Raw genomic sequence first — 22524 nt, 5'->3', positions numbered from 1 at the left:
CGCAGCGTAGCGGAAGACGCGAAGGTGTCGCGCCTTCCGGCGTCCGTTGGTGAGCCCCGGTTTGTTCAGCCCAGGGCCTTGGTCACCGCGCGTTGCGTCAGCACGCTGATCAGGTTCGCGCGGTAGGCGGCCGAGGCATGCAGGTCGCTGTTGAGGTCGCTCGCGTCGATCTTCACCGCGGCAGCCGCCGCTGCGGTGAAGCTCTGGTTGAGCGCGTCTTCCAGCCCCTTGTGCCGGAACACACCGTTGCCCGCGCCGGTGACGGCCACGCGCACGCCGCTGTCGTACTGCGCCAGGAAAATACCGACCAGCGGAAAGTGCGAGGCCTTCTGGCGCAGCTTTTCGTACACGGCGCGCTTGGGAATAGGGAAGCGAATGGCTGTGATCAGCTCGTCTTCTTCCAGCGCCGTGGTGAACAGGCCCAGGAAGAAATCGTCCGCCGCAATCTCGCGCTTCGACGTGACGACCGTGGCGCCCGTGCCCAGCACCGCGCTCGGGTAGCACGCGGCCGGGTCGTTGTTGGCCACCGAACCGCCAAGGGTGCCCATCGCGCGCACCTGCCGGTCGCCGATGCGCGAGGCCAGGTCGGCCAACGCCGGGAAGGCGGCTTTCACGTCGGCGTGGTTCGCCACGTCGAGGTGGCGCGACATGGCACCGACGGTGAGGCTTGCGCCGTCTTTCTTGATGCCCGTGAGCTCGGCGATGCCGCTCAGGTCCACCAGTTGTTCGGGCGCCGAGAGCCGCAGCTTCATCGACGCCAGCAGGGTCTGGCCGCCGGCCAGCGGCTTGGCGCCGGCGGCAACGAGCTTGGCCGCATCGGCCACGGAGGCGGGCCGTTCGAGTGTGAAGGCGTACATGGTGCGTGGTTCCTTCTTTGTTGTTCAGGGTGCGGGACGGCCTTGGGTGCTGGCGGCGAGCGCCGGCTGCTGGGGCATCGCGTCTTGCGCAGCGCTGCCGCTGCCCTTCTGCATGGCTTCCCAGACGCGGCTGGACGATGCGGGCATGTCGAAGTCTTTCACACCCAGCGGCGCCAGCGCGTCGAGCACCGCGTTGATCACGGCCGGCGGCGAGCCGATGGCCCCCGCCTCGCCGCAGCCCTTGGTGCCCAGCGGGTTGTGGGTGCACGGGGTGCACACGGTGTCCAGCTTGAACAGCGGAAACTCGGCCGCGCGCGGCATGGCGTAGTCCATGAAGCTGCCCGTGAGCAGCTGGCCGGTCTCGTTGTCGTACACGCAGTTTTCCAGCAGCGCCTGGCCGATGCCCTGCACAAGCCCGCCGTGCACCTGGCCCTCGACGATCATCGGGTTGATGATGGTGCCGAAGTCGTCCACCGCGGTGAAGCGGTCGACGCGCACCTCGCCGGTCTGCCGGTCGATTTCGACCTCGCAGATGTAGGTGCCGCCCGGAAAGGTGAAGTTGGTCGGGTCGTAGAAGGCGGTTTCGTTCAGGCCCGGCTCCAGCTTGTCGAGCGGGTAGTTGTGCGGCACGTAGGCCGTGAGCGCCACCTGCGCGAACGGAATCTTCTTGTCGGTGCCCTTGACCGTGAATTCGCCGTTGGCGAACTCGATGTCGGCGTCGCTCGCCTCCATCAGGTGCGCGGCGATCTTCTTGGCCTTGGTCTCGATCTTGTCGAGCGCCTTCATGATGGCCGCGCCGCCCACCGAGATGGAGCGCGAGCCGTAGGTGCCCATGCCGAAGGGCACGCGGCCGGTGTCGCCGTGCACCACGTCGATGTTGTCGACCGGAATGCCCAGCCGTGCCGCCACGACCTGCGCGAAGGTGGTCTCATGCCCCTGGCCGTGGCTGTGCGAGCCGGTGAACACCGTCACGCTGCCGGTCGGGTGCACGCGGATCTCGCCGCACTCGAACAGGCCCGCGCGCGCACCGAGCGCGCCCGCGATGTTCGACGGCGCGATGCCGCAGGCCTCGATGTAGCTCGAGTACCCGATGCCGCGCAGCTTGCCCTGCGCCTCGCTGGCCGACCGGCGCGCCGCGAAGCCGTCGACCTCGGCCAGCACCTGCGCCTTGTCCATGCAGGCGTGGAAGTCGCCGGTGTCGTACTGCAGCGCCACCGGCGTCTGGTAAGGAAAGGTGGTGATGAAGTTGCGCCGGCGAATTTCGTCCTGTCCCAGGTTCATTTCCCAGGCGCAGCGCGACACCAGCCGCTCCAACAGGTAGGTGGCCTCGGGTCGTCCCGCGCCGCGGTAGGCGTCGACCGGCGCGGTGTTGGTGAACCAGGCATCGACCTCCACGTAGATCTGCGGCGTGGCGTACTGGCCGGCCAGCAGCGTGGCGTAGAGGATGGTCGGCACCGCGGTCGAGAAGGTCGACAGGTAGGCGCCCAGATTGGCGTCGGTGTGCACCCGCATCGCGAGGAACTTGCCCTGGCCGTCCATCGCCATTTCGGCGTGGCTCACGTGGTCGCGGCCGTGCGCGTCGGACAGGAAGCACTCCGAGCGCTCGGCCGTCCACTTGATGTTGCGGTTGAGCTGCTTGGCCGCCCAGGTCAGGCACACGTCCTCGGCGTACAGGAAGATCTTGGAGCCGAAGCCGCCGCCCACGTCGGGGGCGATCACGCGCACCTTGTGTTCGGGCAGGCCCAGCACGAAGGCCGTCATCAGCAGGCGTTCGACGTGCGGGTTCTGGTTGGACACATACAGCGTGTAGTCGTCGGTGCCGCGGCTGTAGCTGCCGATGGCCACGCGCGGCTCTATGGGGTTGGGAATGAGCCGGTTGTTGACCAGATCGAGCCTGGTGATGTGCGCGGCCGTGGAGAACACGTTGTCGACCGCCGCCTTGTCCCCCAGCACCCACTTGTAGCACTGGTTGTCGGGCGCCTCGTCGTGCAGCGTGACGCCGCTGGCCTTCTTCGCGGCGTCGGCCACGCTCACCAGCGCGGGGTGCACGTCGTAGTCGACCACCACCGCCTCGGCCGCGTTCTTGGCCTGCTCCACCGTCTCGGCCACCACCATGGCGACGTGGTCGCCCACGTAGCGCACCTTGTTGATCGCCAGGATCGGGTGCATCGGCTCCTTCATGGGGGTGCCGTCGGGGTTGTTGATGAGCCAGCCGCAGGGCAGCCCGCCCATCTTGCCCTCGATGTCCTTGCCGCTGAAGATGCCGACCACGCCGGGCATCTTCATGGCCTCGGCGATGTCGACCGACTTCACGGTGGCATGCGCGTGCGGCGAGCGCAGGAAGACCGCGTGGCTCTGGTTGGCCAGCGTGATGTCGTCGGTGTAGTTGCCCGCGCCGGTCAGGAAGCGGTAGTCTTCCTTGCGCCGAAGCGCCTCGCCGATGTGGGGAAGGTTGGAGAAGTCGGAGGCACCCATGATGCTGCTCCTTCAGGCCGAGACGGTGGCTTTGACCGGGGTGCCCGAGGCCATGGCCTCGCCGCCCATCTTCACGGCCTTCACGATGTTCTGGTAGCCCGTGCAACGGCACAGGTTGCCGTCGAGCAGCTCGCGGATCTCCGATTCGCTGGACCTGGGATGGTGGGTGCACAGGTCGATGGCGCTCATGACCATGCCCGGGGTACAGAAACCGCACTGCAGGCCGTGGCATTCCTTGAATGCCGCCTGCATCGGGTGCATGGTGCCGTCGGCCTCGGCGATGCCCTCGATGGTGGTGATGTCGGTGCCGGCCGCCTGCGCGACCAGTATGTTGCACGACTTGACCGCACGGCCGTTCACATGGACGGTGCACGCACCGCACTGGGCGGTGTCGCAGCCGACGTGGGTGCCGGTGAGGTGAAGGTGCTCCCGGATGGCGTGGACGAGAAAGGTGTTGGGGGGAGCGTCGACCGTGACCTGGCGGCCGTTGACCTTGAAAGCGACCTGCATGTGGCTGTCTCCGTGAAAGGTGATGGCTGGTTCAGCGGCGCATCTTGCTGCCGACCCTCCGACCCATCCTAGGCAAAAACCCTTGACACTTGCACAGACCGCGGGAAATTCTCAAAATGAAACAGCTTGCCAATCGGCGAGCGACCCAAAGCAGCCCACGCGCGAACCCACACACGATGCCCGTCTCTCTTGTTTCGCAGGCGCCAGAGCGCGCCGTCGCCATCGCCAAGGCACGCCGTGAGCTGATCGACGGCGAACCGGCCCCGGCCCGGGCCGAGGCCAGCGTCGACTCCTGGATCGCCCGTTCCTGGCAGCGCTGCCTGCAGGCCGGCTGGCGGCCGCAGAACCGGGTCAGTTTCGACCCGGTGAGCCAGGCCAACAGCTGCGACATCGTCGAGCGCAACCGGGCGCTGATCGCGGCGGCACGGCCGGTGATCGAGCGGCTGTCGCGCGCCATTGCCGACACCCGCTATTTCGCCATCCTGACCAACGCCCAGGGCATCGTGGTCGACGTGGGCAACCTGCCCGACGGCACCGACGCCGCCAGCCGCTATGCGCGCGACATCGGGCGCATCGGCGTCGACCTGTCGGAGCGCGCCATCGGCACCAGCGCCATCGGCACCGCGCTGGCCGAGCAGGAATCGGTGTGGCTGCACCGCGGCGAGCATTTCTTCGACGACACCAGCGTCTTCAGCTGCGCCGGGGCGCCGCTTTTCGGCCCCCGTGGCGACTGCATCGGCATGCTCGACCTGAGCGGCGTACAGGTGGTCGAACGGCCCGAGCTGCGCCACCTGGCCACCCTCAGCGCGCGCAGCATCGAGAACACCCTGGTGATGCACGAGCCGTGCGAGCTGCTGCTGCACCTGGCCTGGCCGGGCAGCGCCAGCAGCGAGGCGACCGAGGGGCTGCTGTGCATCGACGCCGCCGGCCATGTCGCAGGCGCCAACGCGGCCGCCCGCCAGATGCTGCACCAGCCGCTGACGCACAGCGAGCAGGCGCTGCACTTCAACGACCTGTTCGCACTGCCGCTGCACATGATGTTCGACGCGGCCCGCAGCGGCGATGCGGTGCTCGAGGTGCCGCTGTGGTCGGGGCTGCGGGTGCAGGTGCGCCCCCACGGCGGTGGCAGCCGCCGTTCGCCGGAGGTGCCGGCCGCCGACGCCCGGCCCCGCCTGCGCGACGTGGAGACCGCGCTGATCCGCAAGGCGGTGGCCGATGCCCGTGGCAACGTGGCGGAGGCGGCGCGGGCCCTGGGCATCAGCCGGGCGACCGTCTATCGCAAGCTGTGGCGCGGCCGGCCCGCGGGCGCCGCCGACTGAGCGCCGCCGGTCAGGCGCCGACCGGCACCTTGTCGAGGAAGCCGGTCACCGAGCGCAGCTTGCCCGCGTCGATCTGCGCGAAGTCCGTGCCCTGGATCAGGTCTTCCGCTCCGCTGGGCCCCAGCGTCCACGAGAAGCGCACATGGTCGCCATGCGCGTCGGCCTTGCCCAGCAGGTTGAAGCGAAAGCCCGGGTAGCGCTGGTGCACCGCGCCGACCAGCGCGTGGATCTGCTCGCGGCCGCTGGCCTGCGCCAGCGGGTCGACGTAGCGGGCGTCGGCGGTCCAGGCGGCTTCGATCAGTTCGGCGCGGCGCGCGGCATCGGTCTCGTTCCAGACGGCGATGTAGTTTTGGGCGATATCAGTGGCTTCGCGTGCTGCGGCATCGTGTGCGGCGGTGTTCATGGTGACGATTCCTTCATCGGGGTTCGACCCGCAACATCGCGGGGTGAAGGCATGGTCGCGCCGCACGCGATGCGCGTCGATGACGTGGCAGGTTACGCGCCGGGCGACGAAGCAGCCTGTGCGAGGGCGTTCATCGACGCATCCGCGTCCAGCGGAAATACCGGCCGGCGCACCTTGCCGAACGGGAACAGGCTGTAGTCCGAACTGGTCACGCCGGGGCTGTCGCATTCCACCAGCGCGGCCGACATCGGCTCGAACACCGGACGGCAGTACATGCGCGACTTCAGCAGCAGGAAGCGCTCGGCGCGCGGGTCGAGCCCCGCGCACTCGAACACACCGATGTCCCACGGCTCCTGCGTGCGCTCGGTCACCACGATGCGCGCCGCGCCGATGTCGAACAGCACGGTGCGGCCCATGCTGCTGCGCTGGCCGGTGTAGGTGGGGCCGGTGATGACGTACTCGCCGTCGCCGATGCTGCGCACCGTGCCGGTCAGGCGCACCGGCGTCTTCGACAGGCCGATGCCCGCGAGCGACACCTTGTTGCCCAGCGCGACCGTCACCTCGGCCCCCTCGCCCGCCGCGATCAGCTCGGCCACGACCTCGGGGTCGCACAGCGGCCCCACGCCGATGCCGTACAGCCCCTGTGCCAGCGCCTCCTGCAGCACGTCCATGGTGTCGCAGCTGCCGCCCGACATGCAGTTGTCGCCATGGTCGAGCAGCAGCACCGGGCGCGCGGCGCCATGCGCGAGGAGCTTGGCGCGCGCAACCGAATCCGCCAGCGGTTCGCTGCGGTAGATGAAGGCTTCGCGTTCGTTCCACATCTGCGTGGCGATGCGGTCGGCCGTGGCCTGCGCGCGCTCCGGCGATTGCGCGTCGACCACGACCACGCTCATGCAGGGCGCCGCGATGTCCGACAGCGAGAAGCCCGCCAGGATCGACACCGCCAGCGACTCCGACGCTTCGGCCGCCTGCGCCGCCTCGATGGCCCGCTGCATCGCGCCGGTGAACGAGGCGCTGCGCAGCGTGTGCGCCATCAGCGACAGTTGCCGCCAGCGCATGTGCGGCTGGCTGCGCCCGGCCAGCAGGTCGAACAGCAGCCGGCCCGCATGCGCGCCGGTCTCGTACATGTCGATGTGCGGATAGGTCTTGAAGCCGACGATGACGTCCGCGTTGCCGACCATCTCGGGCGTGACATTGGCGTGCAGGTCCAGCGCCACACCGATGGGCACGCCCGGCGCGGCGGCGCGCAGGCGCACCAGCAGGTCGCCCTCGCCGTCCGTGCTGTTCTGCGCCACCATCGCGCCGTGCAGGTCGAGCAGGATGGCGTCGCAGCCCGGCGCCGCGTCGACGATGCATTGCGTGAGCGTGGTGTAGGCCTGCGCGTGCACCGGCCCGCTGGGGTTGGCCGAGGCCGACACCGGCGTGACCAGCGTCGCGCCCGCCGCTTCGGCCAGGTCGATGAAGGCCGACATCGCGGTGCGCATGCCCTTGTTGTCGGCGTACGCCTGCGCGCCGAAGGTCGGGCCGTCGGGCCCGAAGGCCGCGAGCGGCGTGGGCACGGGCGAGAAGGTGTTGGTCTCGTGGTTGAGGCGCGCGATCAGCACTTTCATGCAACGACTCCCGCGCTTTGCAGCATCGCCTGCAGCAGCACGTTGCAGCCGGCTTCGAGGTGGTCGGGCTGCGCGTCCTCGATCTCGTTGTGGCTGATGCCGTCCAGGCAGGGCACGAAGATCATGGCCGCGGGGCACACGCGCGCCAGGTACACCGCGTCGTGGCCCGCGCCGCTGATCACGTTCATCCAGCTCAGGCCCTGCGCCTGCGCGGCGTCGCGCACGGCGGACACCAGCTTGGGCGTGAAAGGCTGCGGCGGAAAGTACACGACCTGCTCCACCGTGGCGGCGACCTTGCCCTTGGTGGCGATGCGCTGCACCGCCGCTTTCAGTTCGGCGTCCATGGCCGAGAGCACCACGTCGTCGGCCGCGCGCAGGTCGACGCTGAGCTTGACGCGGCCCGGGATCACGTTGCGCGAGTTCGGATAGTTGTCGATCCAGCCGACCGTGCCGCGCGCATGCGGCGCGTGCGAGAGCGCGATGCGGTTCACTTCGATGACGAGCTCCGACGCGGCCAGCAGCGCGTCCTTGCGCAGCTCCATCGGCGTGGGGCCGGCATGCGCTTCCATGCCCTGCACCACCACGTCGTACCAGCGCTGGCCGAGCGCGCCCTCGACCACGCCGATCACGCGCTCGTTGGCTTCCAGCACCGGGCCCTGCTCGATGTGCGCCTCGAAGTACGCGCCCACCGGCGACGCGGCCACCGATGCCGGCGTGCTGCCCGCATAGCCGATGGCCTGCAGCGCATCGGCCACGCTGACGCCCTCGGTGTCGCGCTGCGCCAGCGCGTGCTCCAGCGTGAAGGCGTCGACGAACACGCCCGAGCCCATCATCACGGGCACGAAGCGCGAGCCCTCTTCGTTGGTCCACACGGCCACCTCGATGGGTGCTTCGGTCTGCACCTTCGCGTCGTTCAGGCTGCGCACCACTTCCAGCCCGGCCAGCACGCCGTAGTTGCCGTCGAACTTGCCGCCCGTGGGCTGCGTGTCGATGTGGCTGCCGGTGGTGACCGGGGGCAGCGTGTTGTTGCGCCCGGCACGGCGCGCAAAGATGTTGCCGATGGCGTCCACCCGCACCTCGCAGCCCGCCTCGCGCATCCAGCGCGTGAACAGGTCACGGCCCTGGCGGTCGAGGTCGGTCAGCGCAATGCGGCAGACGCCGCCTTTTTCGGTGGCGCCGAGCTGCGCCAGTTCCATCAGCGAGTTCCAGAGCCGCTGGCCGTCGATGCGGAGTTCGGTGTGTGTTGTCATGATTGTGCGAATGAGAGAAGAAGTGCGCTGGGCCTCAAGCAAGCCCCACGCCCAGGTAGCGGTCTTTCACTTCGTGGTCGGCCACGAAGTCGGCGTTGGCGGCCTCGTGCACGATCACGCCCTGCTCCACGATGTAGTGGCGGTCGGCCAGTTGCACGCAGACCTCGAGGTTCTGCTCGACCAGCAGGATGGCCACGCCGGCCGCCTTGATGGTCTTGAGCTGCGCGACGATTTCCTCCACGATCACCGGCGCCAGGCCTTCGACCGGCTCGTCCAGGATCAGCAGGCGCGGGTGGTTCATGAGCGCGCGGCCGATGGCCAGCATCTGCTGCTCGCCGCCCGAGAGCTGCCCGCCGCCGTTGCGCCTGCGCTCCTTCAGGCGCGGAAAGATGCGGTAGATGTCGTCGAGCTGCCAGGGCGATTCGCGCCGCTGGCCGAGCAGCAGGTTTTCTTCCACCGACAGCAGCTTGAAGACGCCGCGGTGCTCGGGCACCAGGCACACGCCGCGCTGGGCAATGCGGTGCGGCGCCTGACCCGCCACGTTCTCGCCCTGGAAGCGCACGCTGCCGCCGGTGGGCATGACGGCGCCCGCAATGCTCTTGAGCGTGGTCGACTTGCCCGCGCCGTTGCGGCCCAGCAGCGTGACGAGTTCGGCCTCGGCCACGGTCAGCGTCACGCCTTGCAGCACGTGGCTCTTGCCGTAGTGGGCGTGCAAGCCTTCGACTTCGAGGATGTTGGTGCTCATGCCTTGCCCCCCGTGATCATGTTGCCCAGATAAGCCGTGCGCACGCGCGCATCGGCGCGGATGTCGCCCGGCAGCCCCTCGGCCAGCACGCGGCCCAGCTGCATCACGGTCACGGTGTCGGAGATGTCCATCACGATGTTCATGTTGTGCTCGATCAGCACCACGGTGTGCGCGTCGCGCAGGCCGCGAATCAGTTGCTTCATGTCGTCAAGGTCGTCGATGCCCATGCCCGAGGTCGGCTCGTCGAGAAAGATCGCCTTGGGCCGTGCGGCCAGCGCCATGCCCACTTCGAGGCGGCGCTGCTGGCCGTGCGACAGCACGCTGGCCGGCGTGTCCGCCAGCCGCTCGAGGCCTACGCGTGCCAGCACCTCGGCCACCGTGTCGGCGCAGGCGCGCTCGCCCACCGGCGCGCGCCAGCAGTTCATGGCCTGGCGCGGCGCAACACCCTGCGCCGCAACGCGCAGGTTCTCGCGCACCGACAGGCTCGCGAACAGGCTCGTCACCTGGAACGACCGCGCCATGCCGCGCTGCACGCGCTGGTAGTCGGGCTCGCCGGTCACGTCGTGGCCGTCGAACAGAATGCGCCCGCCGGTGGTGGTGCCGGTGCCCGTGAGCATGTGGAACAGCGTGGTCTTGCCCGCGCCGTTCGGCCCGATCACCGAGTGCACGGTGTTGCGCCGGATCTTCAGGTCGACCCCGCCCAGCGCGGCGAACTTGCCGTAGTGCTTGGTGACGCCGATGGCTTCGATGAGAACGTCGCTCATGCCTTTTCTCCTTGCGACACAGGCTGCGCAACCGGCGCCTTGCTTGCAGGCACGGCCTTGCGGAACACGCGGCGCCAGGCGCTCTCGCCCAGGCCCCACAGCCCGCGCTGCATGCCGATGCTCACGCCGATCAGCAGCAGCCCCAGCAACAGCAGCCAGCGCGGCCACAGCGTGGAAAGCCAGTCGGCCAGCAGCACGTAGAAGGCCGAGCCCAGCACCGACGCGAACAGGTTGCCGGTGCCGCCGATCACGGTGATGACCAGGATCATCTCGCTCGTGTGGTACTCCGCGTTCGACAGCGGCGCGATGCCGGTCATCATCGCGTGCAGGCCGCCGGCCAGGCCGGTGACGGCGCCCGAGATCACGAAGGCCAGCAGCTTGAAACGCTTGAGGTTGTAGCCCACCGCGGCGGCGCGGTCCTCGTTGTCGCGAATGGCCAGCAGCGTGCGGCCGAAGACCGAATCGGTCACGCGCAAGAGCAGCGCGAACGCGATGAGAAAGATCACCGCCACGAAGGCGTAGTACTTCCACGGCGTGTCCATGAAGGCGGGGCGCGGCACGTCGAGCAGGCCGTTGTCGCCGCCCGTGAGGCCCGAGGCGGTGTACGCCACGAAATAGAACATCTGCGCGAAGGCCAGCGTGAGCATCACGAAGTAGGTGCCGCGCTGGCGAATGGCCACCCAGCCGACCACCGCCGCGCCCAGCGCGCCCATGGCCACGGCCGCGAGCAGCGCAAGAGGCATCGGCACCTGCAGCCGCGTGAGCAGGATCGCGATGGTGTAGCTGCCCAGCCCGAAAAAGATGCCCTGGCCGAACGACAGCAGGCCGGTGTAGCCCAGCAGCAGGTTGCAACCCACGGCGGCAAGCCCGTAGATGAGCACCTCGCTCGCGAGCGAGCCCGAGCGCAGCACCAGCGGCAGGCCCAGCGCCACGGCGAGCGCCAGGAGGAACGAATATTTTCTTGGCATGGCGTGGTTCATCCTCTGCGGCCGAGCAGGCCATGCGGGCGCAGCAGGAGCACGGCCCCCATCGCGACGTAGATCATCAGGCTCGCGCCGGGCGGCCAGATGGTGCTCATCAGGCTCTGCACGATGCCGATCAGCAGCCCGCCGACCAGCGCGCCGCCGAAGCTGCCGAGCCCCCCGATCACCACCACCACGAAGGCGACGCTGAGCGCCTCCACCCCCATGAACGGCTCCGCGCCGCGAATGGGCGCGGCCAGCACGCCGGCCAGCGCCGCCGTGGCAGCGCCCAGCGCGAACACCAGGCTGAACACGCGGAACACGTTGATGCCCAGCAGCGACACCATCTCGGTCGATTCGCTTCCCGCGCGCACCGCGCTGCCCAGGCGCGTGCCTTCCAGCACCCACCACAGCAGCACCGCGAGCACGGCGGTGAAGCCGATCACGAACAGCCGGTACTTCGGATAGACGAAGTCGCCCCACATCACCACGCCCTGCAGCAGGTCGGGCGTGGGCACGCTGTTGCCCAGCGGGCCCCAGAACACGATGACGATCTCCTGCACCGCGAGCGCCAGGCCCACCGTCACCAGAATGTGGAACTCGTGCGGCTTGGCGTACACCCGGCGCAGCAGCAGCTTCTCGGCCAGCCAGCCCAGCGCGCCCACCACGAGCGGCACCACCACCAGCGCGGCCCAGAAGTTCAGGCCCCACTGCATGGCCTGGTAGCACAGGTAGGCCCCCAGCAGGTAGAAAGCCCCGTGCGCGAAGTTCACGAAGCGCAGCAGGCCGAACACGATGGACAAGCCAACGGCCAGCAGGAAATACAGCATGCCGATGCCGATTCCGTTGATGGTCTGGAGCAGGTAGACGGTCATGGGCGCGTCGGTGTCCGTTGCGGTGTCAGGCCAGCTTGCAGCCGGTCTTGTCTGTTGCGAGGAAGGACTTGCCCGAACTCACCACGTCGACGTAGTCGGCCGGGTTCGCCATCTTCGACTTGGCCTTGCCCTTGAGCAGGTAGTAGTCCTTGATGACCTGGTGGTCGGCCTTGCGGATTTCTTCCGTGCCGGTGAGGCCGTCGTACTTCATGCCTTCGAGCGCGGCGATCACGGCCTTCTGGTCGACCGTGCCGGCCTTGACGATGCCGTCGATCAGGATCTTGGTGCAGATGTACGAGCCCGCGAGGCTGTAGTTGGGCACGATCTTGAGCTTGTCTGCCGTGCGCTTGACCAGGTCCTTGTTGAGCGGGGTGTCGGCCGTATGCCAGTACTGCGCGCCGAAATAGACGCCCTCGCACAGGTCCGCGCCCAGTTCGTCGAACTGCTCCAGCCCCGAGGCCCAGGCCATGAGGATCGTCATGTTCTTGTGCATGCCGAAGCTCACCGCCTGGCGCAGCGCGGCCGACGACTGCGCGCCGAAGTTCAGCAGCAGCAGCACGTCGGGCTTGGCCGCCATCGCGTTGGTGAGGTAGCCGCTGAATTCCTTCTCGTTGAGCGAGTGGTAGCTGTTGCCCACGTGCTCGATGCCCTTCTCCTGGAAGATGTTCTTGGCCGCGCTCAGCAGGCCGTCGCCGAACACGTACTGCGGCGTGATGGTGTACCAGCGCTTGGCCTTCGGCATCGAGGCGATCAACGGGCGCACCGTCTGCTCGATGGCACCGAAGGTGGGCACCGACCAGCGGAAGGTGGCGGGGTTGCAGTCCTTGCCGGTGATTTCATCGGCGCCCGCGGTGGTGATGAACAGGCCGCCGGCCTTCTCGGCCTCCTTGCCCATGGCCAGCGCTTCGGACGACAGGATGCCGCCCGCGAAGAACTTGGTGCCCTGCTGCTGCGAGGCTTCCTGCACCTTGCGCACGGCGGTGGCGGGCTTGCCCTCGGTGTCGAGCACCGTGTAGGCCAGCGGGCGCTTCAGCACGCTGCCGTACTGCTCGATGGCCAGCTTCATGCCCAGGTCGGCGTACTTGCCGTTGGCCGCGAAGGCGCCTGACATCGGGACCGGGCAGCCGAAGCGGATGGCCTCGGCCGATTGCGCAAAGACGGAGCGGCTCGCCAGGAGCGAGGCCGGGGCGGCCGACAGGGCGGCCAGCTGAAGAAGGTGTCTGCGTTGCATGGGGTTCTCCGGTCGTGGTGGGAAGTAAGGAAAAGAGGTGCCTGCGGGTGCCGGCAAATTTAAGCGGATAAATCGGATTAATATGCTGGTAAAAACCCGCAAGCAAGCCTTGTGCCTGTCGCCAACCCGAGCTCGCCAATGACGCCGTTTAAGATCGCCCGCTGTTGCGCATCCCGCGCATCTCCCGATGGGCATGGAGCGTTTCAATGAGAGTGGGGCAGAACCGCCCGAAGCGGCAAAAGCTCTCGGACGTCATCGTCGAAGACGTCAAGCGCTGGATCGTGGCGGAGCGCAAGCAGCCCGGCGACCGGCTGCCGAACGAGAAAGAACTGATCGAGCTCTTCGGCTATTCGAAGAGCACGGTGCGCGAGGCGCTGAAGGCGCTGGAGGTGCGAGGGCTCATCGCCATTCGCACCGGGCCCGGCGGCGGCGCGTACCTGCAGCAGGTGTCGGTCGACCATGCGTCGGAGCCGCTGCGCAACTTCTTGCACTTTCACCACCTCGACGGGCACCACATCTACCAGCTGCGCAAGGTGCTGGAGCCCGAACTGGCGGTGAGCGTCATCGGCAAGCTGACGCCCGAGCAGTTCGAACGGCTCGAAGACAACGTGCGCCTGTGCACCATCGAGCCGACGAACGACGACGAGCTGCGCATCCAGCGCGAAGCCGAGCTCGCGTTTCACACCATGCTGGCCGAGAGCTGCCCCAATCCGGTGCTTTCCTTCATGTGCCGCTTCCTGAACGACCTGCTGCGCGACCTCGTGGTCTACAAGAAGGCACTGGACCACCACCACTTCGGCGAGACCAACGTCGACTATCACACCCAGCTGCTCGCGGCCTACCGCAAGGAAGACGCGGCCGAGGTGCACCGGCTGATGTCCGAGCACATGGTCGATGCGGAGCACCACATGCACGAGATGGAAGCGCACATCGGGGCGAAGCATTTGCTGCTGCCGAGCGGGCAGAGGTAGAGCCCTCGGGCGCATCACCGCAATCGGTGAAGAATTTCTAGTAATAAAGCAGCTCTTCGCCGTCGTAGTCCCTGAGATGGAGTTCACCGCGGTCGGACACCCCCATGAGCCAGGGATGGACAGATTGGATGGCCAGCAGGCTGTTGTTGGTCCAGCGGTAGCGGCTCATTCCTTGGTACTCGCCACGGCCATCGCAGCAGGCGAAATTCGCGGACCAATAGGTGATCCAGAAATAGTGCTGCCCGTAGCCGCTCCATCTTTCCCACGAGCTGAAGGCAGGCATGCCACCGGTCCGGCCGGGGGCATGGAAGTAACCTTCGACCTCGGCCGCGCTGGCCTGCCGAAGGCGCCTTGTCGGGATGACGCTCACATCGCGGTGGGGCAAGGAATAGATCGCAATCGAAGGGTCTTGCGCCAGCGAGTCGACGCTCAGCGCATCGATCTGGGCATGGCTGCCGAGGATGGTTGCGTTGGTGGTCAGCAGGGACAGCAAGCTTGAATCGGTGATGCTGCGCGCCATGTCATGTTCGGTCACGTCGAGCGGCAGCAGTGCGAGCTGGCGGTTGCCGCCCGCACCGTGCCATTCGATGTTGTAAGCAAGCTGGCGGTGCAGGTAGGCCTTGATGACCTGCAAACGCAACTGCTCCGGCGCCAGCGGGGGGCATGGCGCGCGGCAGGTTTCGACCTTGATGGCCTCGACGATCTTCGCGCGGTGCGACCAGATTCCGCCGATGGCCAGCATCAGGCCCAGCAAGACGATCGCCACTCGAAACTCACGCATGCGCCTTCTCCAGACATTCCTGAAACGCCAGCACCGCCCGCGACGGCTTCGGTGACCTGCGCAGCAAACTCACGAACCGGCACGCATAGTTGAAGCGCGCCGGCAGCACCGCCTTCATCAGCCCGCGCTGCTCGAACACCTTCGCGTAGTGGTCGGGCAAGAACCCGAGGAAGCGCCCCGAAAGAATCAGCGTGGCAATCGCCTCCTGGTCGAAGCCCGTGGCCTTGCGCGACAGCTTGGCGCGGTGGCTCAGTTCCATGTTCGGCGAGTGGTAGCCCAGGCCCGCGAAATGGTGCTCGCGCAGCTTCGCCCACGTGAGCTTCGCGTGGCTGGCATCGAACAGCGGATGCCCCGCGCCGCAGTACAGCAGCATGGTCTCGTCGAACAGGTCGGCGTACACCAGGCTCTTGGAGGCGCGGTGCGCCGGAATGATGCCGATCTGGAAGTTGCCCTCCAGCACGCCCTGCTCGATGGCGTTGATCGACCCGACGTGCAGCGCCAGGCTCACCTCGGGCGCCATCTCGGTGAAGCGCGCGATCGCCTCGCCAATGCGCGCGCGGGGGTTTGTGGCCGTCTTGTCGAACACCGCCACCTCCAGCTGCCCGCCCATGCGGTTGTGAATGTCGTCGATGCTGCCGCGAAAGGCGTCGACCGAGGCCAGCAGGCGCAGCGTCTCGTCGTACACGCGCTGCCCTTCGGCGGTGAGCGCGAAGCCCGCGCGCCCGCGCCGGCACAACACCAGGCCCAGCCGCGTTTCCAGGTCTTTCACATGGCGGCTCACGGTGGAGGTGCCGATGTTCAGCTCCAGCTCGGCGGCCGCCATGCCGCCGCAGTCGACCACGCTCTTGAACACCTTGAGCAGGCGCAGGTCCATGTCGCTGAGCTGCCCCAAGACGGCGCGGTTTCGCGTGCCGGCGGCACCGTTCTGGGCCTTTTCTTTTACTTGCATGAATCGTCAAGTGAACATTGATATTGCGCCATTCTCCACACTGAAGGCTGTGCGAACAATCGGCACACCTCATCACCCCCTTCGGAGCCCGCTCGTGCGGGAAGCGCCATGACCCTTGCCACGCCCGCCCTCGAACCCACGCCCACCGTGCGCACCGACGCTGCCTGGCTCGAAGCGCACTGGATGCCCTACACGGCCAACCGCAGCTTCAAGGCCGATCCGCGGATCATCGTGGAGGCCAAGGGCGCCTACTTCACCGACATCGACGGGCGCAAGATCTTCGACGGCCTCTCGGGCCTGTGGTGCTCGGGCCTGGGCCACGGCCGCCCCGAGATCACCGAGGCGGTGAGCCGCCAGATCGCCAAGCTCGACTACTCGCCGGCCTTCCAGTTCGGCCACCCGCTGTCGTTCGAGCTGGCCAACAAGATCAAGGAACTGACGCCCGCCGGCCTGGACTACGTGTTCTTCACCGGCTCGGGCTCCGAAGCCGCCGACACCTCGCTGAAGATGGCGCGCGCCTACTGGCGCACCAAGGGCCAGGCGAGCAAGACCCGCCTGATCGGCCGCGAGAAGGGCTACCACGGCGTGAACTACGGCGGCATTTCGGTCGGCGGCATCGGCGCCAACCGCAAGCTCTTCGGCCAGGGCGTGGAAGCCGACCACCTGCCGCACACGCAGCTGGCGTCCAACGCCTTCACGCGCGGCATGGCCGACCACGGCGCCGACCTGGCCGACCGCCTGCTCGACATGATCGCGTTGCACGACGCGTCGAACATCGCCGCCGTCATCGTCGAACCCTTCTCGGGCTCGGCCGGCGTGGTGATTCCGCCCAAGGGCTACCTGAAGCGCCTGCGCGACATCTGCACCGCCCACAACATCCTGCTGATCTTCGACGAAGTGATCACCGGTTTCGGCCGCTGCGGCGCGCTCACGGGTGCCGATGCCTTCGGCGTGACGCCCGACATCATGAACATCGCCAAGCAGGTGACCAACGGTGCGCAGCCGCTGGGCGCAGTGGTGGCGAGCAAGGACATCTACGACACCTTCATGGCCGCCGGCGGCCCCGACTACATGCTGGAGTTCCCGCACGGCTACACCTACGGCGCGCACCCGGTGGCCTGCGCCGCCGGCATCGCCGCGCTCGACGTGCTGCAAAAGGAAGACATGATCGGCCGCGTGCAGACGCTGGCGCCGCATTTCGAGAACGCCGTGCACAGCCTGAAGGGCAGCAAGCACGTGAGCGACATCCGCAACTTCGGCCTGGCCGCCGGCATCACCATTGCCGCGCTGCCGGGCGAGCCGGCACGCCGCCCATACGAGATTGCGATGAACTGCTGGAAGAAGGGCTTCTACGTGCGCTACGGCGGCGACACCATCCAGCTCGCCCCGCCGTTCATCTCGGAGAAGGCGGAGATCGACCGCATGGTGAACGCGCTGGCCGACGCGCTGGCCGAGACGGCCTGACCCTCGGACCCTCGAAGGGACCGCGGCTTGATCGAAGCCCCGGTCCTACAGGCGGCGCGCCGGCCGCCTTCCAATAATCGACGGCATGACGGTACTGCGCAGCGACATCCCCGCCCGCCTGGACCGCCTGCCGTGGTCTCGCTGGCACTGGCGCGTGGTGATCGCGCTGGGCGTGGCCTGGATCCTCGACGGGCTGGAGGTCACGCTGGTGGGCTCCATCGGCGCCGTGCTCGAGCGGCCCGACACGCTGGGGCTCACGGCCGGCGAGATCGGCCTTACCGGTTCGGTGTACGTGGCGGGCGCGGTGGTCGGCGCCCTGCTCTTCGGGCGACTCACCGACCGGCTGGGACGCAAGAAGCTGTTCCTGGTCACGCTGGTGGTCTACACCATCGGCACGCTGGCCACGGCCTTCTCTCGCGACTTCGCCTTCTTCGCGCTGTGCCGCTTCGTCACGGGGCTGGGCATCGGCGGCGAGTACGCGGCCATCAACTCGGCCATCGACGAACTCATTCCGGCGCGCGTGCGCGGGCGCGTGAACCTCGCCATCAACGGCAGCTTCTGGATCGGCGCGGCGCTGGGCGCCGGGCTCAGCCTGGTGCTGCTCGACGCGCGCGTGCTCGGCCCGGCGTGGGGCTGGCGCGCGGGCTTCGCGCTGGGCGGGGTGCTGGCGGTGGCCATCCTGCTGGTGCGCCGCGATGTGCCCGAAAGCCCGCGCTGGCTCATTGCGCACGGCCGCGCCGAGGAGGCGAAGCGCATCGTCGAGCAAATCGAGGCGCAGGTCGAGGCACAGCACGGCCCGCTGCCCGCGCCGCAGGGCCACGTCACCTACACCGACGCGCGCCAGACCAGCCCTTCGATGCGTGAAGTGGCGCGCGTGCTTTTCAAGCGCTACCGGCAGCGCAGCGTGGTGGCGCTCGCGCTGATGGTGTCGCAGGCCTTTTTCTACAACGCCATTTTCTTCACCTACGCACTGGTGCTCACGCGCTTCTATGCCGTGCCCGAAGCCAGCGTGGCGCTCTATATCTTTCCGTTCGCGCTCGGCAACGTGCTGGGGCCGCTACTGCTGGGCCCGCTTTTCGACAGCCTGGGCCGGCGCAAGATGATTTCGCTGACCTACGTGCTCGCGGGCATCGGCCTGGCGGTCACGGGCTGGGCCTTCATGAGGGGCTGGCTCGACGCGCGCAGCCAGGCGCTGTGCTGGTCGGCGGTGTTCTTCCTCGCATCGGCGGCGGCAAGTTCGGCGTACCTGACAGTGAGCGAGGTGTTCCCGCTGGAGATGCGGGCCATGGCCATCGCGATCTTCTATGCGGTGGGCATGGGCGCGGGCGGCTTCGCGGCGCCCCTTTTGTTCGGCCTGCTGATCGAGACCGGCAGCCGCGGCGCGGTGATGGTGGGCTACGGCATCGGCGCCGTGCTGGTCATCGTGGCAGGACTGCTGGCCCTGCGCTATGCGGCGGACGCGGAGCGCAAGCCGCTGGAGGAAGTGGCGCCGCCGCTCGCCTGCGAAGACGGTGGCGAGCGCTGACCGACTTCAGAGCGCGCAGGTCCGGAAACCGAAGAAACCGTCGTCGCGCTCCGGCAGTGCAAAGCCGCGGCGGCGCGGCGATCTCAGCCGTGCACGCGTCGCGAAAGACGCACCGCGCAGCACGCGCGCCAGGCCGAAGGCGGCCGCCGGATCGAACTCGCCACCGGCACTCCACGGATCGGCCCGGTACCCCGGCCACGGCTGCAGCGTGCCTGCTGTCCACTCGTGCACGTCGGCCCAGCGGAAGCCGCGCCGCGCGGCGGTGTGCGCCGCAATTTCCCACTCGACCTCGGTCGCGATGCGCCGGCCGGCCCAGCGCGCCCACGCATCGGCCTCCCACCAGCTCAGGTGCACCGCGCTGTGGTGTCCGGCCGCGCGCACGGTCGCGCCAAAGCGCTGCTGCAGCACCGAGCCGCCCGTGCCGTGGCGCGCCACGCCGATCTGCTCGACATGGCGCGGCCCGCGCCGCCCCTCGGTCTGCGCCGAGAGCCAGCGCCAGCCTTCGCTGCGCCAGAGTTCCTCGCGGTCGTAGCCGCCGTCGTCGACGAACTCGATGTACTGGTTCCAGGTGACGGGCTGCGCGTCGATCTCGAACTCGGGCACGTCCACCCGGTGCGCCGCGCGTTCCTGCGCGAAGGCGAAGCCGCTCTCGGGCAGGCCCGGTTCCCAGCGCGTGGAGGGCAGCAGCAGCGGCTCGCGCGTGACGGCGATGGGCGCCTGCTCGATGCCCAGGGGCAGCCCCAGCGTCTGGGCCATCACCACGAACTGCTCGCCGCGCAGGTCTTCGTGGAACAGCGCGAGCCGGTAGAAGTACAGGCCCGCATCGGTCTCGGCCGCATGCTCGAGCAGCTCGAGCGTGCTCTCCAGCGTCTCGAGCAGGTAGGCCTTGGTCTGGCCGAGGTCGGGCAGGTCGGGCGACCAGCGCCTGCCCGGGGCGCTGTGCGCCGGGTTCCACCAGCCGTCGGCACCGGGGTCGATGGCTGCAAGGCGCGTGGGCCGCACGGGGCAGTCGACGCCGAAGGCGCGCTGCGTGTTGCGCCCGATCCACCATTCGGCGAACCAGCCGATGTGGCCGGCCAGCCAGACCGGGGGCACCACGCCGTCTTCTTCAGGCACAGGTGGCATGGCGAGGGCTTCGGCCCCCAGCGCCTGCTCGTAGAGCGACAGCAGATGCAACGTGTGATTGCGTGCGTCGATCAGCGCGAGCGACAGCAGTTCGCGGCCGGCGCGGTGCATCTCGAGCGAATCGATCGAATGCGCCAGCCCGAGGGCACCGGAGGGCGTCGAAGGAGGCGGGCGTGAAGACATGGCCGATTATGGCGACCGGCCGGCGGCGCCGGAATGGCGGCGAAGCAGGACTACGTGTTCTGGTCGGCCAGGAATTTCGACCAGTCGCCGTAGACCTTGCGCCACTCGGGGTTGCTGTTCTTCAGTTCCGCGTAGATCTGCTGCGCCGACTTGTAGGCCGCTTTCATCACATCCGGCGGAAAGGGCCGCAGCCTGGTGCCCGAGGCCACGAGCTGCTTGAGCGCAACCGGGTTCCTGGCGTCGTACCTGGCCGTCATCGCGATGTTGGCCTGCGCGGCTGCGGCCTCGACGATGGCCTTGTACTCGGCGGTCAGGCCTTCCCATGCCTTGGTGTTGATGTAGAAGTCCAGCTCGAGGCCGCCTTCCCACCAAGCGGGGGAGCCGTAGAACGGCGCAATGTGGTTGAAGCCGGACTTCTGGTCGTCGTACGGACCGATCCATTCGAGGCCGTCGAGCGTGCCCTTTTGCAACGCGGCATACAGCTCGGTGTCGGGGATCGATTGCGGGATCACGCCCAGGGGTTGGAGCACCTTGCCGGCGAACGGGTTGACGCGGAACTTCAGCCCCTTCATGTCGGCGACCGACTTGATCGCCTTGCGGAACCAGCCGCCCGTCGGGGCGCCCGTGTTGCCGCCAGGCAGATTGATGACGTTGTACCTGGCGTAGAACGCGCGCATCAATTTCAGGCCGTTGCCTTCGTACATCCATGCGTTCTGCTGGCGCGTGTTCATGCCGAAGGGCACGGCGCAGCCCAGGCAGAAGGTCGGGTCCTTGCCGTAGAAATAGTACGGCGCCGTATGGGCCATTTCGACCGATGCGTTCTGCACGCCCTCCAGCACGCCCGACCCGGGCATCAGTTCGCCGCCGGCATGCACCGAGATCTGGAACTTGCCGCCCGTCATATCGCTGACGTTCCTGGAGAAGGTCTCGGCGGTGCCGAAAATGATGTCCAGCGACTTCGGAAAACTCGACACCAGACGCCAGCGAACCACGGCTTGCGCATGCACGGCGGGCGCAATGCCGGCGGCCAAAACACCGGCGATGCCCGCGTTTTTGATGAGGGAACGACGATCCATCGATTTTTCTTCGGGCTCTTTTAAAAACGAAACGCGGCGTGTGGCTGCGTCGGGGACTTGGGATGCCCAAGTCTTCTGGATTGCAAAAACGCAATGGCAGGCGGCCGGCACGGGTTTACCCTGCGGTCGCACCGGCACCACGCGGACTGCCTGGTGCTGCGGGCGAAGCATAAAATGTTACCCCGCTTTCACCATTTCAACCAACGAGACACCCCAAAGATGCGCCGTTCCACTTCTTTCAAACCCGCCTTGCTCGCCCTCGTGGCCGCCACCGCTTTCGGCAGCGCCCAAGCCGCCGACATCAAGATCGGCGTGGCCGCCGCGCTGTCGGGCGGTGCCGCCCAATACGGCTCGGCCATTCGCAACGGCTTTCAGCTCGCAGCCGACGAGATCAACGCCGCCGGCGGCATCAATGGCGACAAGATCGTGCTGACCATCGAGGACGAGCAGGGCAAGAAGGAAGACGCCATCAACGTCTTCAAGAAGCTGATCTTCCAGGACAAGGTCCTGATGACCTTCGGCCCCACGCTGTCGAACTCGGCCCAGGCGGCCGACCCGATCGCGCAGGCCTCCAAGACGGTGGCCTTCGGCACGTCGAACACGGCCGACGGCATCACCTCCATCGGTGACTACATCTTCCGCAACTCGGTGACCGAAGCCGACGTGCTGCCCGAGACGCTGCGCGTGGCCATCAAGCACGCCAACGTGAAGAAGGTGGCGGTGCTCTACGGCAACGACGACGTGTTCACCAAGAGCGGCTACGACAACTTCAAGAAGGCCCTGGAAGACCTGAAGCTGCCCGTGACCACGACCGAGACCTTCGCCAAGGGCGACGTCGACTTCAAGGCCCAGCTCACCAAGATCAAGGCCACCAACCCCGACGCCATCGTGCTGTCCGCCCTGCTGGCCGAAGGCGCCCCGGTGATGGTGCAGGCCCGCCAGCTCGGCCTGAACGTGCCGATCATCGGCGGCAACGGCATGAACTCGACCAAGATCTTCGAGCTGGCCAAGGGCAGCTCGGACAACCTGTACGTCGGCAGCCCCTGGTCGGCCAGCAACGCCACGCCGGAGAACACCAAGTTCCAGAAGGCCTACAACGACAAGTACAAGGCAGCGCCCGACCAGTTCGCCGCGCAGGCCTACGACGGCCTGTACGTGGTGGCACAGGCGCTCAAGGGCGTGAAGCTCTCCGGCAACCTCACCAACGACCGCACCGCCCTGCGCGACGCGCTGCCCAACGTGAAGTGGACCGGTGCCACCGGCGCCTTCGCCTTCACGCGCGCCAAGGACAAGGCCGGCAAGCCCGCCGGCTACGACGCGCAGCAGCAAGCCATCGTGAGCGTCACGAAGGGCACTGCGTTCGTGATCGAGAAGTAAGCAAGGCCGTCGCCTCGCTTCTTCGGTGGCGGGCCGCGCGGCCCGCCATGCCTCTCGCCCCTGGCGCAGGAC

General features: G+C 67.8%; 20 protein-coding genes. 5 read left to right on the top strand and 15 right to left on the bottom strand.

The window, feature by feature from the left end:
• Positions 1-65: 65 nt before the first annotated feature.
• Genes ACSFA5_RS07375 through ACSFA5_RS07365 form a run of 3 tightly spaced genes read right to left on the bottom strand, consistent with a single transcriptional unit; the run spans position 66 to position 3842 of the window.
• On the bottom strand, positions 66-857 hold the full coding sequence (locus ACSFA5_RS07375; RefSeq protein ID WP_435443380.1) for an FAD binding domain-containing protein: 792 nt from the start codon (positions 855-857) through the stop codon (positions 66-68).
• Positions 858-881: 24 nt separating this feature from the next.
• A complete protein-coding gene (locus tag ACSFA5_RS07370; RefSeq protein ID WP_435443379.1) occupies positions 882-3332 on the bottom strand; it encodes a xanthine dehydrogenase family protein molybdopterin-binding subunit in 2451 nt (816 codons plus the stop codon).
• Between the two features lie 12 nt (positions 3333-3344).
• On the bottom strand, positions 3345-3842 hold the full coding sequence (locus ACSFA5_RS07365) for a (2Fe-2S)-binding protein (protein ID WP_435443378.1): 498 nt from the start codon (positions 3840-3842) through the stop codon (positions 3345-3347).
• Between the two features lie 176 nt (positions 3843-4018).
• On the opposite strand from ACSFA5_RS07365, the gene ACSFA5_RS07360 reads away from it, so the two are divergent.
• Positions 4019-5161, top strand: coding sequence for a helix-turn-helix domain-containing protein (locus ACSFA5_RS07360; RefSeq protein ID WP_435443377.1), 1143 nt, complete (start codon positions 4019-4021; stop codon positions 5159-5161).
• Between the two features lie 10 nt (positions 5162-5171).
• Here the strand turns inward: ACSFA5_RS07360 and ACSFA5_RS07355 are convergent, their stop codons facing one another.
• The 8 genes from ACSFA5_RS07355 to ACSFA5_RS07320 all read right to left on the bottom strand — a co-directional run bounded on the left by ACSFA5_RS07355 (position 5172) and on the right by ACSFA5_RS07320 (position 13001).
• Positions 5172-5564 (bottom strand): nuclear transport factor 2 family protein, encoded by a 393-nt coding sequence (locus tag ACSFA5_RS07355; RefSeq protein ID WP_435443376.1) that lies wholly within the window; start codon positions 5562-5564, stop codon positions 5172-5174.
• Between the two features lie 92 nt (positions 5565-5656).
• A complete protein-coding gene (locus tag ACSFA5_RS07350) occupies positions 5657-7174 on the bottom strand; it encodes a M81 family metallopeptidase (protein ID WP_435443375.1) in 1518 nt (505 codons plus the stop codon).
• The gene (locus tag ACSFA5_RS07345; protein WP_435443374.1) at positions 7171-8424 is read right to left on the bottom strand and encodes a Zn-dependent hydrolase; all 1254 of its coding nucleotides are present in this window, start codon (positions 8422-8424) and stop codon (positions 7171-7173) included. Before ACSFA5_RS07345 ends, ACSFA5_RS07350 begins: the two co-directional genes overlap by 4 nt.
• Before the next feature lie 34 nt (positions 8425-8458).
• Positions 8459-9169 carry an ABC transporter ATP-binding protein gene (locus ACSFA5_RS07340; RefSeq protein ID WP_435443373.1) on the bottom strand — a complete coding sequence of 237 codons (711 nt, stop codon included), beginning with the start codon at positions 9167-9169 and terminating at the stop codon, positions 8459-8461.
• Entirely contained in the window at positions 9166-9933 is a 768-nt protein-coding gene (locus ACSFA5_RS07335) for an ABC transporter ATP-binding protein (RefSeq protein WP_435443372.1), read from the bottom strand. Before ACSFA5_RS07335 ends, ACSFA5_RS07340 begins: the two co-directional genes overlap by 4 nt.
• Positions 9930-10901: a branched-chain amino acid ABC transporter permease gene (locus tag ACSFA5_RS07330; RefSeq protein WP_435443371.1), complete on the bottom strand. Its 972-nt coding sequence runs from the start codon at positions 10899-10901 to the stop codon at positions 9930-9932. Before ACSFA5_RS07330 ends, ACSFA5_RS07335 begins: the two co-directional genes overlap by 4 nt.
• An 8-nt stretch (positions 10902-10909) precedes the next feature.
• Positions 10910-11770, bottom strand: coding sequence for a branched-chain amino acid ABC transporter permease (locus ACSFA5_RS07325; RefSeq protein WP_435443370.1), 861 nt, complete (start codon positions 11768-11770; stop codon positions 10910-10912).
• A 25-nt stretch (positions 11771-11795) separates the two neighbouring features.
• On the bottom strand, positions 11796-13001 hold the full coding sequence (locus tag ACSFA5_RS07320) for an ABC transporter substrate-binding protein (protein ID WP_435443369.1): 1206 nt from the start codon (positions 12999-13001) through the stop codon (positions 11796-11798).
• Between the two features lie 206 nt (positions 13002-13207).
• Between ACSFA5_RS07320 and ACSFA5_RS07315 the strand changes: the two genes are divergently transcribed.
• Complete coding sequence (locus tag ACSFA5_RS07315) at positions 13208-13972, top strand: FadR/GntR family transcriptional regulator (RefSeq protein ID WP_435443368.1); 765 nt, start codon at positions 13208-13210, stop codon at positions 13970-13972.
• A gap of 37 nt (positions 13973-14009) precedes the next feature.
• Here ACSFA5_RS07315 and ACSFA5_RS07310 read toward each other — a convergent pair whose 3' ends face one another.
• Positions 14010-14753 carry a hypothetical protein gene (locus tag ACSFA5_RS07310; protein WP_435443367.1) on the bottom strand — a complete coding sequence of 248 codons (744 nt, stop codon included), beginning with the start codon at positions 14751-14753 and terminating at the stop codon, positions 14010-14012.
• Entirely contained in the window at positions 14746-15702 is a 957-nt protein-coding gene (locus ACSFA5_RS07305; protein ID WP_435443366.1) for a LysR family transcriptional regulator, read from the bottom strand. Before ACSFA5_RS07305 ends, ACSFA5_RS07310 begins: the two co-directional genes overlap by 8 nt.
• Before the next feature lie 108 nt (positions 15703-15810).
• Between ACSFA5_RS07305 and aptA the strand changes: the two genes are divergently transcribed.
• Positions 15811-17166 (top strand): omega-aminotransferase AptA, encoded by a 1356-nt coding sequence (gene aptA / locus ACSFA5_RS07300; RefSeq protein ID WP_435443365.1) that lies wholly within the window; start codon positions 15811-15813, stop codon positions 17164-17166.
• Between the two features lie 85 nt (positions 17167-17251).
• Positions 17252-18691 (top strand): MFS transporter, encoded by a 1440-nt coding sequence (locus tag ACSFA5_RS07295; protein WP_435443364.1) that lies wholly within the window; start codon positions 17252-17254, stop codon positions 18689-18691.
• Between the two features lie 6 nt (positions 18692-18697).
• On the opposite strand, the gene ACSFA5_RS07290 is transcribed toward ACSFA5_RS07295, so the two are convergent.
• Complete coding sequence (locus ACSFA5_RS07290; protein ID WP_435443363.1) at positions 18698-19999, bottom strand: SUMF1/EgtB/PvdO family nonheme iron enzyme; 1302 nt, start codon at positions 19997-19999, stop codon at positions 18698-18700.
• Between the two features lie 50 nt (positions 20000-20049).
• Entirely contained in the window at positions 20050-21075 is a 1026-nt protein-coding gene (locus tag ACSFA5_RS07285) for a TRAP transporter substrate-binding protein (protein ID WP_435443362.1), read from the bottom strand.
• A 219-nt stretch (positions 21076-21294) separates the two neighbouring features.
• Here ACSFA5_RS07285 and ACSFA5_RS07280 point away from each other — a divergent pair, with 219 nt between their 5' ends.
• Entirely contained in the window at positions 21295-22452 is a 1158-nt protein-coding gene (locus tag ACSFA5_RS07280) for an ABC transporter substrate-binding protein (protein WP_435443361.1), read from the top strand.
• The last annotated feature ends 72 nt before the right edge of the window (positions 22453-22524 follow it).

The sequence above is a fragment of the Variovorax monticola genome (assembly GCF_051216855.1).
Taxonomy (GTDB): Bacteria; Pseudomonadota; Gammaproteobacteria; order Burkholderiales; family Burkholderiaceae_C; genus Variovorax.
Note: the sequence above shows the minus strand (reverse complement) of the source record. Positions and strands in the feature narration are given on the sequence as shown.

Excerpts from the sequence above, each read along its gene's own strand:
- ACSFA5_RS07375 (WP_435443380.1), bottom strand. The coding sequence starts at position 857 with ATGTACGCCTTCACACTCGAACGGCCCGCCTCCGTGGCCGATGCGGCC.
- ACSFA5_RS07370 (WP_435443379.1), bottom strand. The coding sequence starts at position 3,332 with ATGGGTGCCTCCGACTTCTCCAACCTTCCCCACATCGGCGAGGCGCTT.
- ACSFA5_RS07365 (WP_435443378.1), bottom strand. The coding sequence starts at position 3,842 with ATGCAGGTCGCTTTCAAGGTCAACGGCCGCCAGGTCACGGTCGACGCT.
- ACSFA5_RS07360 (WP_435443377.1), top strand. The coding sequence starts at position 4,019 with ATGCCCGTCTCTCTTGTTTCGCAGGCGCCAGAGCGCGCCGTCGCCATC.
- ACSFA5_RS07355 (WP_435443376.1), bottom strand. The coding sequence starts at position 5,564 with ATGAACACCGCCGCACACGATGCCGCAGCACGCGAAGCCACTGATATC.
- ACSFA5_RS07350 (WP_435443375.1), bottom strand. The coding sequence starts at position 7,174 with ATGAAAGTGCTGATCGCGCGCCTCAACCACGAGACCAACACCTTCTCG.
- ACSFA5_RS07345 (WP_435443374.1), bottom strand. The coding sequence starts at position 8,424 with ATGACAACACACACCGAACTCCGCATCGACGGCCAGCGGCTCTGGAAC.
- ACSFA5_RS07340 (WP_435443373.1), bottom strand. The coding sequence starts at position 9,169 with ATGAGCACCAACATCCTCGAAGTCGAAGGCTTGCACGCCCACTACGGC.
- ACSFA5_RS07335 (WP_435443372.1), bottom strand. The coding sequence starts at position 9,933 with ATGAGCGACGTTCTCATCGAAGCCATCGGCGTCACCAAGCACTACGGC.
- ACSFA5_RS07330 (WP_435443371.1), bottom strand. The coding sequence starts at position 10,901 with ATGCCAAGAAAATATTCGTTCCTCCTGGCGCTCGCCGTGGCGCTGGGC.
- ACSFA5_RS07325 (WP_435443370.1), bottom strand. The coding sequence starts at position 11,770 with ATGACCGTCTACCTGCTCCAGACCATCAACGGAATCGGCATCGGCATG.
- ACSFA5_RS07320 (WP_435443369.1), bottom strand. The coding sequence starts at position 13,001 with ATGCAACGCAGACACCTTCTTCAGCTGGCCGCCCTGTCGGCCGCCCCG.
- ACSFA5_RS07315 (WP_435443368.1), top strand. The coding sequence starts at position 13,208 with ATGAGAGTGGGGCAGAACCGCCCGAAGCGGCAAAAGCTCTCGGACGTC.
- ACSFA5_RS07310 (WP_435443367.1), bottom strand. The coding sequence starts at position 14,753 with ATGCGTGAGTTTCGAGTGGCGATCGTCTTGCTGGGCCTGATGCTGGCC.
- ACSFA5_RS07305 (WP_435443366.1), bottom strand. The coding sequence starts at position 15,702 with ATGCAAGTAAAAGAAAAGGCCCAGAACGGTGCCGCCGGCACGCGAAAC.
- aptA (WP_435443365.1), top strand. The coding sequence starts at position 15,811 with ATGACCCTTGCCACGCCCGCCCTCGAACCCACGCCCACCGTGCGCACC.
- ACSFA5_RS07295 (WP_435443364.1), top strand. The coding sequence starts at position 17,252 with ATGACGGTACTGCGCAGCGACATCCCCGCCCGCCTGGACCGCCTGCCG.
- ACSFA5_RS07290 (WP_435443363.1), bottom strand. The coding sequence starts at position 19,999 with ATGTCTTCACGCCCGCCTCCTTCGACGCCCTCCGGTGCCCTCGGGCTG.
- ACSFA5_RS07285 (WP_435443362.1), bottom strand. The coding sequence starts at position 21,075 with ATGGATCGTCGTTCCCTCATCAAAAACGCGGGCATCGCCGGTGTTTTG.
- ACSFA5_RS07280 (WP_435443361.1), top strand. The coding sequence starts at position 21,295 with ATGCGCCGTTCCACTTCTTTCAAACCCGCCTTGCTCGCCCTCGTGGCC.